This window comes from Microbulbifer maximicatervae (SeqCode) (assembly GCF_052468095.1).
On sequence record NZ_CP174332.1, the window covers coordinates 1,418,147 to 1,431,550 of the forward strand.

Annotated in this window: 9 protein-coding genes; 5 read left to right on the forward strand and 4 right to left on the reverse strand. The window is 49.5% G+C overall.

The window, feature by feature from the left end; genetic code table 11:
* Positions 1–22: 22 nt before the first annotated feature.
* Both ACJJIL_RS06185 and ACJJIL_RS06190 read left to right on the forward strand, forming a co-directional pair.
* On the forward strand, positions 23–895 hold the full coding sequence (locus ACJJIL_RS06185; protein WP_445361422.1) for a GNAT family N-acetyltransferase: 873 nt from the start codon (positions 23–25) through the stop codon (positions 893–895).
* A complete protein-coding gene (locus ACJJIL_RS06190; protein WP_445361423.1) occupies positions 895–1,794 on the forward strand; it encodes a polysaccharide deacetylase family protein in 900 nt (299 codons plus the stop codon). Before ACJJIL_RS06185 ends, ACJJIL_RS06190 begins: the two co-directional genes overlap by 1 nt.
* Positions 1,795–1,845: 51 nt before the next feature.
* Here the strand turns inward: ACJJIL_RS06190 and ACJJIL_RS06195 are convergent, their stop codons facing one another.
* The 3 genes from ACJJIL_RS06195 to ACJJIL_RS06205 form a co-directional block, all read right to left on the reverse strand.
* A complete protein-coding gene (locus tag ACJJIL_RS06195; RefSeq protein ID WP_445361424.1) occupies positions 1,846–2,745 on the reverse strand; it encodes a M23 family metallopeptidase in 900 nt (299 codons plus the stop codon).
* Positions 2,746–2,934: 189 nt separating this feature from the next.
* Positions 2,935–4,407, reverse strand: coding sequence for an aminoacyl-histidine dipeptidase (locus ACJJIL_RS06200; protein WP_445361425.1), 1,473 nt, complete (start codon positions 4,405–4,407; stop codon positions 2,935–2,937).
* A gap of 124 nt (positions 4,408–4,531) precedes the next feature.
* On the reverse strand, positions 4,532–6,499 hold the full coding sequence (locus tag ACJJIL_RS06205; RefSeq protein WP_445361426.1) for a VacB/RNase II family 3'-5' exoribonuclease: 1,968 nt from the start codon (positions 6,497–6,499) through the stop codon (positions 4,532–4,534).
* Between the two features lie 519 nt (positions 6,500–7,018).
* On the opposite strand from ACJJIL_RS06205, the gene ACJJIL_RS06210 reads away from it, so the two are divergent.
* Together ACJJIL_RS06210 and ACJJIL_RS06215 are read left to right on the forward strand one after the other, a co-directional pair.
* A complete protein-coding gene (locus ACJJIL_RS06210; RefSeq protein WP_413662699.1) occupies positions 7,019–8,107 on the forward strand; it encodes a Glu/Leu/Phe/Val dehydrogenase dimerization domain-containing protein in 1,089 nt (362 codons plus the stop codon).
* Positions 8,108–8,325: 218 nt separating this feature from the next.
* The gene (locus tag ACJJIL_RS06215; protein WP_444907732.1) at positions 8,326–11,142 is read left to right on the forward strand and encodes a M16 family metallopeptidase; all 2,817 of its coding nucleotides are present in this window, start codon (positions 8,326–8,328) and stop codon (positions 11,140–11,142) included.
* Positions 11,143–11,184: 42 nt separating this feature from the next.
* On the opposite strand, the gene ACJJIL_RS06220 is transcribed toward ACJJIL_RS06215, so the two are convergent.
* Entirely contained in the window at positions 11,185–11,796 is a 612-nt protein-coding gene (locus ACJJIL_RS06220; protein WP_282932017.1) for a glutathione S-transferase family protein, read from the reverse strand.
* 90 nt (positions 11,797–11,886) lie between these two features.
* Here ACJJIL_RS06220 and ACJJIL_RS06225 point away from each other — a divergent pair, with 90 nt between their 5' ends.
* On the forward strand, positions 11,887–13,251 hold the full coding sequence (locus ACJJIL_RS06225) for a metal-dependent hydrolase family protein (protein WP_445361427.1): 1,365 nt from the start codon (positions 11,887–11,889) through the stop codon (positions 13,249–13,251).
* Positions 13,252–13,404: the final 153 nt, after the last annotated feature.

Genomic DNA, 13,404 nt, shown 5'->3' on the forward strand with positions numbered 1-13,404 from the left:
ATAACGAGAAGAGTCTAAGTCAATGCATGAATCATTTACTGTTCGGGAGATGACACGTAAAGAAGTGGATTTACTGGTTGACTGGGCTGCACTTGAAGGCTGGAATCCGGGGTTGCACGATGCAGAAATTTTCTGGAAAACAGATCCAGAAGCTTACATTGCGGCGGAAGTTCGGGGTGACTTGATCGGAGGAGGGGCAATTACTGCGTACGGTGATGATTTCGGTTTTATGGGATTCTTTATCGTTAGGCCTGAATTCAGAGGTCATGGGTTTGGTAACAGGCTTTGGTATATCCGACGGGACCGCTTAAAAACCCGGTTGAGGCCTGATGCAAGCATCGGTATGGATGGGGTATTTGCGATGCAGGATTACTATGCCCGCGGCGGTTTTAACTTTTCCCATCGTAATCTCCGTTATCGAGTCGAGCTTTCTGCTTTTGAGGGTGTGAGTACTCAATGCCCTGATGAAATTATCCCGCTTAGTGAAGTTTCTTTCGATCAAATAATTGCTTACGACAGGACCTGCTTTCCCGCAAGTAGACGGGTATTTCTGAAAGCATGGATTTCCCAGCTAGAGGCTCTGAGTTTGGGCTATGTCCAATTTGGAAGTCTTTGTGGCTATGGTGTAATCAGGCGTTGCCGCAATGGATGTAAAGTCGGTCCTCTGTTTGCAAATAGCTATAAAGTGGCAGATACGTTGCTGAAGCGACTGGTCTCATTTGCAGATGATGGACCTATCTTTCTGGATGTGCCGGAAAATAATCCTGCGGCTATGTCGCTGGCCAAGCACTATGGAATGGAGGAAGTTTTTGGCTGCGCAAGAATGTACCTGGGGCCAATGCCGGATATTGCGCGGGATCGAATTTTTGGTGTAACGACATTTGAGCTGGGTTGATGCACAAGAGAAATCTGGAGGGTTACGCTGGGCGTCCGCCTCATCCCCGCTGGCCTGATCAGGCCCGCATTGCAATTCAGTTTGTCTTGAATTTAGAGGAGGGATCAGAATCCACCAAGCTAAACGGCGATACCCAATCTGAATCTTACCTGCATGAACTTCCTGGCAGGCCCGCACGGGTTGGAGGGCGGGATTTCAGTGTAGAGAGTATGTATGAGTATGGCTCAAGGGCTGGGGTATGGCGGCTCTTGGATATTTTTGACTCCTATAATGTGCCTCTCACTATTTTTGCTACCGGCAAGGCTTTGGAGCTTAACCCTTCTCTTGCACAGGCTCTAGTTAAGGCAGGCCATGAAATAGCTGGGCATGGTTATCGGTGGTTGGATTATAAAGATATTCCCAAAGTCCGGGAAAAACATCATATTGAACTCACAGTCAATATTATTGAAAAATTAACGGGAGCCCCCCCAAAGGGGTGGTATACAGGGCGTGTTAGTTCCCATACCCAATCCTTAGTTAAGGAAATTAGTGGGCTTTTGTATAGTTCAGATTCCTATTGTGATGATTTGCCATTCTGGCTCTATAAAACCCCACCTTTACTGTCAATTCCCTATACCTTGGTCAATAACGATATACAGTATTTATTACCTACTGGTTGCAATACGGCTGATGACTTTTTCCTTTTGCTGAAGAGCGCATTTGATCAACTTTGGCGAGAGGGTAGCACTTGCCCCAAAGTAATGAGTATAGGGTTACATGGCAGAATCAGCGGCCACCCAGCTAGAGCAATAGGGGTTTACCGCTTCTTACGCTATATCCAGGGCTTTAAACCAATCTGGATTTGCCGCCGAGAGGAAATTGCGAAGCATTGGTTTTCTCTCAAATTTGCAACAAATTAGTCACTAATTGTGTCAGATTTTTTCACTTAAATAGCAAGGCCTTAAAAAATTTTACTTTTTGTAGGTTTGGTTGGAAATGTAGATTCCGCTCTTGGGAGAAAAGGTTTTACCGTCACCATTATGAAGTAAGAATGGTATTGATTCTCTGGCGAAGCCCTTGTTTTTAAATAGGGCAAAGTGCAGGTGAGGGCCAGTAGAGTAACCGGATGAACCTGACATAGCCAGTGGGTCTCCAGGGTTAACACGATCCCCTGGTTTTACTAGTGCCGATCCCATTAATATGTGGTAATAACCAGCATAAGTGCCATCCTCATGGAGAACTTGTATGTAATTGGCTTTGTCTAGGAAGTACCGGTTTTTACCTCCCATATGGTAATCGTCTTTCACTAGGATCACCGTTCCAGCTCTAGCTGCACCGATATAAGTACCGATAGGCATTGCTATATCTATAGCATATTGGTTGGGCTGGTGAGAGTGGGAAAATCGACCGTTAAAGGATTGGGTGATTTTAAACTCTTGTTTCGATGCGACAGGGGCTTGATAGGCAACTATTTCAGCTGAGGCTTCAGGATCTCCGAGTACCCACCAGTAACGATATTTTGCATTCGGATCGACATTCTTGAGAACTACACTTTTGGACCTTGCTGGGACGGTCTTGTGAAAGGTTATTCCATGTTCATGTAAGGTTAGTTTAATTTGTATCGGGGCAAAATATGGGTTTTTTGCAATAAGATTAAAAGAATCATTCTCCGAGGAAATATATACTTTTGGTTTTACTTTTCTATGATGGCTGCTCGGTGTTTTTATTTTCTCAATTTTAGATGTATGGGTAGGTTTCTTGTCGCTGAAAACCCAGCTTCCATTCTCATCTTTATATTTATAGATTTGCGCTAATAAATCGGTGCTTAGAAAAATAGTTGTGAAAATTAAAAGTAGTTTAATTTTTTTCATTAGATTTCTGGTCGATACATTTTATGAAAGATAAATGGCAGCTGTTGCACTTGATAGTGGTCGTCTTTAGTGAGGGTAGGAGCTGTTGTCAGGATGGTAGATATATATTTGCAAAGCTGAGCAATTTGGAAGAAGTTAGCTAATCTCAGAAGCGGGCTTTGGGGGATTCCCTAAAGCCCGCTTCTCGGATTAGTCGCGAGTGGGAATTGCCTGGACCACTTTAATAAAGTAATCCCAGAAATTGGCGACACTCTGGATATGAACCTTCTCTTCAGGAGAGTGAGCGCGGCGAATGGTTGGGCCAAAGGAAACCATATCCCAGTTGGGGTAGGGTTTGGCCAGCAATCCGCATTCCAGGCCGGCGTGAATGACTTTTACTTCAGCTTCCTCGCCAGTCATATCTTTATAGACATCCTTCATCATCGCCAGCAACTGTGATTCGGGATTTGGTGTCCAGCCAGGGTAGTCGTTGTCCAGTGTTGTTTCTGCACCTGCCAGCTGGAAGGTGGCGGCGACATTGAGGCCGTGTTGGTCGCGGGCACTGTCAGAGAGGCTGCGTACAAGACATTGGATTTTTACTCGATGCTCACCGTTCTCCTCCATTGTTACAACACGGGCCAGATTGTTGGATGATTCAGCAATGCCTTCGAGAGCAGTGCTCATTCGCTCAACACCATTGGGGCAGCAGCGGATTGCGCGAATAAGGGTCAACTGGCTATCTGCGTCCAGGGTGTTGGCTGGAGTTTCGGTAGCTTCCAGGGTGATGTCCAGTGCCGCTTCATTGTCCAGTTCACGGGCAATTTGAGCGCTTTCGCTTTTTACAATTTCCTGTACTTTATCGACCGCTACTGAAGGCACGACCAGGGTTGTGAAGGATTCGCGGGGAATCGCATTGCGCAGGCTACCGCCATCCAGGCTGGCAATACGCAGCTCGGGGACCTGGGTTAGAACGGCGTGGATAATGCGGTTTGCGATCTTGTTGGCATTGCCCCGGCCTTTGTCGATATCCAGGCCAGAATGCCCGCCACGGAGGCCGCGAACAGAGAGTTTTACTGCTTCGGCACCGGGCAGGATTGCTTCTGACGTATAGGGCAGGCTGACATTGACGTCGACACCGCCGGCGCAGCCGATATACAGCTCGCCTTCATCTTCAGTATCCAGGTTGAGGAGCAGGTCAGCTTCAAAATAGCCAGGCTTAAGATTCTTGGCGCCGGTCATGCCCGCTTCTTCATCGATTGTCAGCAGGGCTTCCAAGGCGGGGTGGGGAATATCAGTAGATTCCATCAGGGCCAGGATTGCGGCAACGCCAATACCATTGTCTGCGCCGAGTGTGGTGCCTTCCGCAGTTACCCAGTCTCCATCCACGTAGGGTTTGATTGAGTCAGTGAGAAAGTCGTGCTCAGTGTCGGCATTCTTCTGCGGCACCATATCCACATGGCTCTGCAGGGCCAGTGTCTTGCGGTTTTCCATACCAGGAGTGGCCGGCTTCTTGATAACAATATTGCCGATTTCATCCAGCTGAACGCCTAGGCCGCGTGTTTTAGCGAAGTTAACGATATGCTCCACTACGCGGTCTTCATGCTTGGATGGGCGTGGAATTTCACAGAGCTTGGAAAAGTGTGCCCACAGTGGAGTTGGGTTCAATTCAGCAATATTGCTCATGAGTGGCCTCGATTTATTCTATTGGTGCCGGAGCTATAAGCTAGCTGGCCGATCAAAGGCGGTGGGCTTTGGCCCCCGGCAGGAAAGCCCGGCGAGCGCCGGGCTTGGGTAAATGTGCAGGAATTTATTTCTGGGTCGCGTCGGCAGCCTCAGTTTTTTCAGCGTTCAGTTCAAAGGCGATGCGTCGTTTGTCTACATCGACAGACGCTACTTTAACTGAAACTTCCTGTTCTAGGTGGAAGCGTTTTTCATTGTGCGTAAGAACCAGGTGCTTGCCATCGAAGGTGGGCAGGTTCTTCTTATCGCCATTAATGCGCACAAAGCCGTCAATACCAAAGTCGTCGAGTCGCACGCCGATGCCTGCGCCGTTTACCAGGGTAATTTTCCCTGTGAATTCCTGGCCAACTTTCTTCTCGATAAATTGAGCGTAGAGCCATTGCTCCAGGGCTCGGTTGGCCTGGCGACCGCGAATCAGGCTTTCCTGCAGGGATTCAATTTTATCATCGGCCAGTGTGGAGGCTTTCTCTCCCTGCGCAGCAGCGCGCAGAACGCGGTGGTTGTGCAGGTCGTTGTACTTGCGAATTGGAGAGGTGACGGTGGCGTAGGCCTCGAGGCCCAGTCCCAGGTGAGCCCCTACCTTGTTATCGAGCTGGCCCGGGCGCAGCATACGCTTGAGCACGGCGAGCAGGTTGTTCATCTGCGGCTCTTCATGGTTTTCCAGGTGCTTAACCAGTGCAAGGTAATGCTCCAGTTGCCCCAGATCGGCCTCTGCATGCTCAGGCAGCAGCTCTTTCAGCAGGCTGCGAACTTCTCCCATGCGCTCTTCACGGAAGCCCAAGTGAACAGAGAAGCAGCCCTGCTCAATCTCGGCGAGTTTGCCACCCATGCTGATATTGGTAGCGAGCATGGCTTCCTCGACCATTCGCTGAGCGATATTGCGTTCCTGCTTTTCGATACGCTCGATCTTGCGCTGATCGTTCAAGCGGATTTCATAGTCCGGGCGATCTTCCATTGCCAGTGAGTGGCTGGCACGGTATGCGGCGCGCGCTTCGTAGATCGCCGCCAAATTACGCAGACTGTCCTGTTGCTCCTGGGGCACGGCGGAGTCGTCACCCTCAATAAAGCGGCTGACTTGTTCATAGCTCAGTTTGTGCTGGGAGCGAATAGCGGCAAATTCATAGCGGCTATTGCCAATGGTGCCATCGCTATCGATATCGATATGGATAACCAGGGCGGGGCGCAACTCACCGGGAATCAGGGAAAACAGGTTCTCACACAGGTTGCGCGGCAACATGGGTAGGGTTTCGCCCGGTAAATACTGGCTGTGGGCGCGATTAAACGCCTCTTTATCCAGGGGGCTGTTCTCATCAATTAGCGATGATGGGTCTGCTATAGCAATGTGCAGGGTCCAGCCCCCGTCACGGCTGCTTACGGCCAGAGCGTCGTCCATATCGCGAGTGGTTTCTGCATCGATAGTTGCGAAGCCCAGCTCGGAAAGTTCGGTGCGCTCACCGGTAACTGTTGTCAGTTTCTCCGCAATTGTGTCCGCCTGCTTTTGTGCAGCGGCACCAAATTGCTCAGGCAGCTTGAATTGGGCGACAACATAGGCGTGTTCGATACCGGGCATATCGGGCTTGCCGATAACGGTCTCCACCTTGGCCTGCGCTCTGCCGTCTTTAAATGGATGGCGGTTTACTTTGCAGGCAATAAACTCTCCCGGCTGGGCTTTGCCGCGAGCCTTGGGAGGGAGAAAAATCCAGCGGGACAGGCCATTTTGCGTGGGCTGGATAAAGTGGCCCTGGCCGCGCTGTACATACTGGCCAACAAGGTAGTCGAGCTGGCTGTCGATCAATGCATCGAGCTCTGCCGCGAGTTTACCCTTGTTCTCTTCTGAGAGACTTACTCGAACCCGGTCACCGGGAAATACACGCTCCATTTCATTGGGAGGCAGGAAGGCTTCCCTCCCGTCATCCAACTCAACGAAGCCAAACTTGCCGTTACTGCCGCGAACCCGGCCTTCGGCAAACTCCTTACTGGAGCGAATATCTGTTTTCAGTTGCGAAAGTTGTTTTAGAGCGTCGGCATTCAGCATCGAGTTTATCTCTATGGGTCGATTTGGGCGCGGATTCTACCAGACCATACGCAGAGGATGTAACGCGCTTAGGCGGTGGAAATGATCTTAGTTGTCAGTGTTGTGAGGTTTTCAAAAATTTTTGAAAAAGTAGGCATATTAAGGAAGGCTTCAAAAGGTGGTTCTTTGCCAGAAGATTTATACAGGAATCGTGTTCTCTTGAGGGGCAGTTATAGGAAATTTATAAGAGAGCCGCCAGCGGTAGGAGAGGGCCCGGTATTCAATGCCAATTGATGGAGAAATAAGAGCGTAGAGCCAGCCGCCTAGATTAATGACTGGGCGGCCCAAGTTATTCCAAGGCAAACAGATATCCTAAAAATTATATTTTGGTGTGATGTTTTAGCTATTCTAATGCTCATGTGTGCAAAATATGCAAACTTTGTCTGTGGGAGCTGGATATAATCTTATTCCAGATAAAAACAGATAAGGGCTGTGGTTGTTCCCCAGCTGTAGAACCGGCCTTCCGGAGAGGAACAGTTAATGAGTATTTTTTCCCATTCCGCCTACGATAAACACGAACAAGTGGCGTTTTACCAAGATGCAAAGAGTGGCTTGAAGGCCATTATCGCGGTACACAATACGAATTTGGGTCCCTCACTGGGTGGCTGCCGTATGTGGCCCTACGCCGACGATGGCGAGGCCCTGAATGATGTTCTCCGTCTTTCCCGGGGTATGACTTACAAGTCCGCAATGGCCGGCCTCAAGCTGGGTGGTGGCAAGTCCGTAATTATTGGTGACCCGCGCAAGGAAAAGACTCCTGAGTTACTGCGCGCTATGGGTGAATTTATTAATACCTTGGGCGGCCGTTATATCACTGCTGAAGATTCTGGCACGAGCGTGGCGGATATGAGTGTTATCGGTGAGACAACCGAGTTTGTCTCCGGCCTGTTTGCGGGCTCCGAGTATGGTGGTGATCCTTCCCCTTCGACTGCTTACGGTGTGTTTGTCGGCCTGAAAGCTGCGGTAGAACACCGCTGGGGCAAGACTGACCTGACCGGCTTAAAAGTCTCTATTCAAGGCGTGGGCAACGTCGGTTTCCGCCTGGGTAAACTATTGAAGGATGCCGGTGCGGAACTGTTTGTCACCGATATTTTCCAAGACAATATTGATCGTGCGGTTACAGAGCTTGGTGCCATAGCCGTAACTGCCGACGAAATCTTTGACCTGGACGTAGATCTGTTTGCCCCCTGTGCGATGGGTGCAATTCTCAACGATGACACCATCAGCCGTTTGAAGGTTCAGGCGATCGCTGGCGCGGCCAATAACCAGTTGGCGGAAGAGCGTCACGCTGAAGTGCTTCGCGAGAAAGGTATTTTGTACGCACCGGACTATGTCATTAATGCTGGCGGTATTATCGATGTTTACTACCAGCAGAAAGGCGATTACGACGCTGCAGAAGTGCGCGCTCATATCGAAGAGATTGGCAACACTATGAAAGAAGTGTTCGAGCGTGCCGATGAAACCGGCCAGACCACCGCTCACGTAGCGGACCGTGTTGCCGAGGAGCGCTTTGGTCACCATACGGTTGTAGGCGAGGCCGAAGACAAGTCTGGTACTGTGGCAGCGTAATGTTTTCAGCGCAGGAGTAGAGCTGGTGACCTGATTCCTTGGGCGATTGTCATCTCGCTTCTCTCTGTGATGTATTGATTTGGGCACTTCGGTGCCCATTTTTTTGCCTGGAATATTTGCTAAATTGCGGTTGGTAAAAGGTTTTGCTGACACTCTGGAGGAAAGCTGGCCTAAACTTGCCATCCTGAAATTGCGGTTTTTTAAAAGGGAGTGACAATATGGACTTGCGTCCGCTACTTATCAGCGTTGCCATCGCTATTACTGGCCTTACCGCTTGCGGAAAGTCTACCGATGATACGCCTCATGCGCTTTCGGTGGATAAGGAAGCAGCAGCCAGTAGCAAGGCTGCTGCATCCGATAAAGAGGCGTATGTCCCGCCACCCAAGTTGGAGATTCCTTTCCATAGGGAAGTATTGCCCAATGGCCTGACGGTGATTGTGCATGAAGACCACAAAGCCCCCGTTGTTTCTACCAATCTTTGGTACAAAGTAGGCTCTAAGGACGAGCCGCCAGGTAAAACCGGATTTGCTCATTTATTTGAGCACTTGATGTTTAACGGTAGCGAAAACTTCCCAGGGGAATATTTCGAACCCTTCCAGCGCTCTGGGGCCACCGATATGAATGGCACCACCAGCAATGACCGCACTAATTATTTTGTCACCGTGCCCAAAGGCGCCCTGGATATGGCGCTGTGGATGGAGTCCGACCGAATGGGGCATTTTAAAGGTGCAATTACCCAGGAGGTTTTGGATGAGCAGCGCGGTGTTGTAAAGAATGAAAAGCGCCAGGGGGAGAATGCACCTTATGGCAAAGCGTTCGATATTATTGCCAAGAGCACCTTCCCCAAAGGGCACCCCTATTCGTGGACGCCGATTGGCTCGATGGAGGACCTGAATAACGCCAGTCTTGAAGATGTCAAAAAATGGTTTGAAGACCATTATCAGCCTGCTAATGCCGTTTTGGTGATTGCGGGTGATGTTACGGTCAAAGATGCGATGGCCAAGGTACGCAAGTATTTTGGTGATATCCCGAGCACTGGAGTGCAACCGCGCATTAAGAATTGGGAACTACCTACCCAGGTGAAAAAGAGGGAGGTGGTTTACGATCAGGTGCCCCAAACTCGAATCTACAAGGTTTGGAATGTGCCTGCAGTGGGTAGTGAAGTGGAAGATGCGCTGGAATTAATGACTTCCCTTCTCGCCAATAGAAAAAACTCTCTTCTTTACCGCCGTTTAGTTCGCGATGAGCAAGTGGCCACCAGTGTCAGCGCTTTTTATTATGGCCGTCAGCTTGCAGGGCAGTTGATGATTATCGTCGACGTGAAACCTGGGCAGTCTGTAGAAAAAGTTGAAGACTTACTGAATAAAGAATTAAAGCAATTCGCAAAAAATGGTGTGAATGCGGATGAGCTGCGCCGGGTTAAACAGAGTGAGTTTGCCGGGCTGGTAAAGGGGTTGGAAAAAACCGGTGGTTTTGGTGGTAAGAGTGACATCCTTGCCCAGTCGGAGTTTTATTTTGGCGATCCCGGAGCCTTGATAGAAGGCGTGGAGGATTATGCAAAAGTATCCGCTCTCGAAGTTCAAGAAGTGGCTGAGCAGTGGTTGAAAGAGGACTCCTACACCTTAATTATGGAGCCGAAGCAGAAGTATACGGCAGCGGCGGAGGGTGCTGACCGCAGCAAGCTCCCCGAGGTAGACAAAAATGTAGAGCTGGAACTGCCAAAGCAAAAAGAATTTACCCTCAAAAATGGATTAAAGGTTGTCCTGGCCGAACGTCACGATACTCCCGTTGTACTAATGAATCTGCAATTTCGCAGTGGTGCCTCCGCAGATAAAAATAAGCCAGGTCTGGCTTCAGTTGCGGCGCAAATGCTGAACGAAGGTGCGGGTGATCTGGATAGCCTGGAATTTAGCTCTCGCTCAGAAGAGCTTGGTGTAAATATTGGTGGTGGTAGCGGCCTTGATTATAACAATATCAGCATGAGTGCCCTTAAGACGCAGCTGGAGCCATCGCTGGAGCTATTTGAGAAGGTGGTTACTGAACCTCGTTTCCCAGAGTCTGACCTGGAGCGGGTTAAGTCCAATCGCCTGGATGCAATAGCCCAGGAAAAAGCCCAGCCTCAGGGCCTGGCTATGCGTGAACTGCCGCCGCTACTATTTGGAGAAAACCACCCTTATGGCTCTCCCTTGACGGGATCGGGTACTCCCGAGGGTATTAAGTCCATAACCCGTGAGGATCTGGTTAATTTCCAAAAGACCTGGGTGCGACCGGATAATGCAACCCTGACGATCGTGGGCGATGTTACTGAAAAAGAAATAGAGCCTCTGCTGAATGAAACTCTCGGAAAGTGGACTGCTCCTAAATCAGAGCTTCCCAAAATTGAAGTTGCCAAGGTGCCCCGCCCGGAAAAGGCTCGAGTTTATTTGCTCGACCGCCCCGGCGCACAACAGAGTTATATCATGGCAGGTCTGCTGATGCCGCCTTGGCAGCCGCAGGGAGCTGAAGCTTTTGATGCGATGACAAATATTATTGCCGGAAAGTTTACGTCCAGGGTCAATATGAATCTTCGTGAGAACAAGCATTGGTCCTATGGTGCCCGCGCGGTTTCCCTCGATACAGAAGGGCAGCGTCCTTATATCCTCTTTGCTCCTGTGCAAACTGATAAAACAGCTCCAGCCATTAAGGAATTGGTAAAAGAGTATGAGGAATACTTAGGAGAGCGTCCTATTACTGCAAAAGAGCTTGAGGACTACCAGAATGATGAAGTCCTAAAACAAAGTGCTCGATTCCAGACCAAAGGGCAATTGCTTTCCAGTATTAATTGGCAGGTGGAGAAGGGGCTTCCAGAGGAATATATTGCCGAATATCCACAGCGGGTTTCAGCACTGAATAAGGAAAAAGTGGAGGCCTCCGCTAAGGAGTATCTTGCACCAGACCAATTCACCTGGGTGATTGTTGGGGATCTGAGTAAGATTAAAGGCGAGGTTGAAGCCTTAGATATTGGCCCCGTTGAGGTGCTTCCTGCAAAGGACTGATTGAAATTATTTCCCCGCCCTGTTTGGGTGGGGAAATAGGGTTTAAGCTTTAAAACTGGGGCGCTCTTTAAGTTGTTCACGCCAGCGGACTACGTGGGGGTGCTCTTCAGTATTGGGTCGCAAGTCCTGAATCTTTCCGAAGTCCATGCAGGTCACCATGGCAATATCTGCTACGGAGAAGTAGTCTTCAACCAAGTATTGATGATCTGATAAATGGTCGTTAAGGATGCCAATAAACTTCATGGCCTCCTTGCCGCAGTCCTTCCCAAACTCTGGATAAACGTTCATCCGGTCTTTAAAGAAACCAGTTACATGCTGAAAATTCATAGCAATGTGATACATCATGTTGAAATCAGCACGACGATTCCACATTTCAACCTGAGCCTTTTCTTTTGCATTTCTGCCAAATAGAGGAGGCTCTGGATGTAGTTCTTCAATATATCGTTGAATGGCGGCTGATTCGGAAATATGTGTGCCGTCCTCAAGCTCCAGTAAAGGAACTTTTTTCAAAATATTCTTATTCCCATACTCTGCTGTAAGGTTTTCCCCTTTAGCGATATCTACTGTTACATATTCGATATCCACACCTTTTTCTGCCATAAACATGCGAACACGTCGACAGTTTGGTGCTGCTGCGAACTCATAGATTTTCATAGAGGCTTCCTCTCGCCTGGGTAATTGCGTAGATTGTGCGATCTTGGTAAAGGACGTTAAGAATCTAAAAGAGATCTACTGGGGACGACAATGACAACAAAGACCAACCGAAGCTACTTTGTCAACCGCGCAGCCGCCGTGGCTTTGTCGGTATTTGCTGGGCTTTTTAGTTTACAGGCTGGGGCCGAGAGCATCGCAATTTACGCTGGCAAATTATTTGATAGCAGTAATGGAAAATTATTGGAAGACCGCACCATTCATATTGTCGATGGGCGAGTTGAGTCAGTACAGAAGGGGTTTGCCAAGCGCGATCGAGAGCGCTTGGTCGACTTGAGAGAATATACGGTATTGCCAGGTTTGATGGATATGCACAGCCATCTCACTTACGAGTTTGGGCCGCGTGCTTATATGGAGTCTTTCAGCTGGAATACTGCCGATTTTACCTTGCGCGGCGTGGATGCTGCTCATCGCACTCTACAGGCTGGATTTACCACGATTCGAAATCTTGGTGATCACGACAATGTGACTGTGAGTTTACGTAATGCAATCAACAAAGGCCTGGTGGAAGGTCCGCGTATTTATACGGCGGCAAAGACAATCGCAACTACCGGTGGGCACGCTGACCCGACCAATGGGCTCAGGCAGGACTTGATGGGGAACCCTGGCCCGGTGGATGGTGTTATTGATGGGCCTATCAGCGCACGCAAAGCGATTCGTCAGCGCTATAAGGACGGCGCTGACCTGATCAAGATCACCGCGACTGGTGGAGTCTTGAGTGTGGCAAAGAGCGGCCAGAACCCTCAATTTATGCAGGATGAGTTGGAGGCAATTGTTGAGGCTGCTAAGGACTATGGTTTCACGGTTGCAGTACATGCCCACGGTAAGGAGGGAATGATTCGCGCAATTCGTGCTGGGGTGGACTCCATTGAACACGGCACCTATATGGATAATGAAGTGATGGACCTGATGCGCCGTAACAACACCTGGTTTGTGCCGACTTTAATGGCTGGTGAGTGGGTGACAGAAAAATCGGCAATTGAAGGCTTTCTGCCAGACCTAGTGCGCCCGAAAGCCGCGACTATGGGGCCTTTGATGCAGGATACTTTTAGCCGCGCTCACAAGCGCGGAGTAAAAATTGCGTTTGGAACCGATACCGGTGTTACCCGTCACGGCGATAATGCCCGTGAATTCTTACTGATGGTACAGGGTGGAATGAGCCCGGCAGATGCACTGCGTTCAGCGACTTGGAATGCAGCCCAACTACTGCAAGTACAGGATGAGCTGGGCAGCATTAGCGAGGGCAAGATAGCTGATATTATCGCTGTGGCTGGAAATCCCCTGGAAGATATTTCGGAAATGCAACGGGTTCTGTTTGTAATGAAAGAAGGCGTTATTTACAAAGAATCCAGCGAGCTGCCAGGCGATGTGTTTCTTGAGCAAGATATCAGCGGTTAGCCGGTAGAGAAGAATGGCAGTGAAACAGCAAGGCTGTTGTGGGGTTTCACTGCTGGCAAGACATCAGCTACTGCGGGGCAGTAGGGAAGAATCGAAATGCGCTATGAATATATTCAAGCTCCGAATGGCCCCAAGCGCCGTGTATCCTTCCTG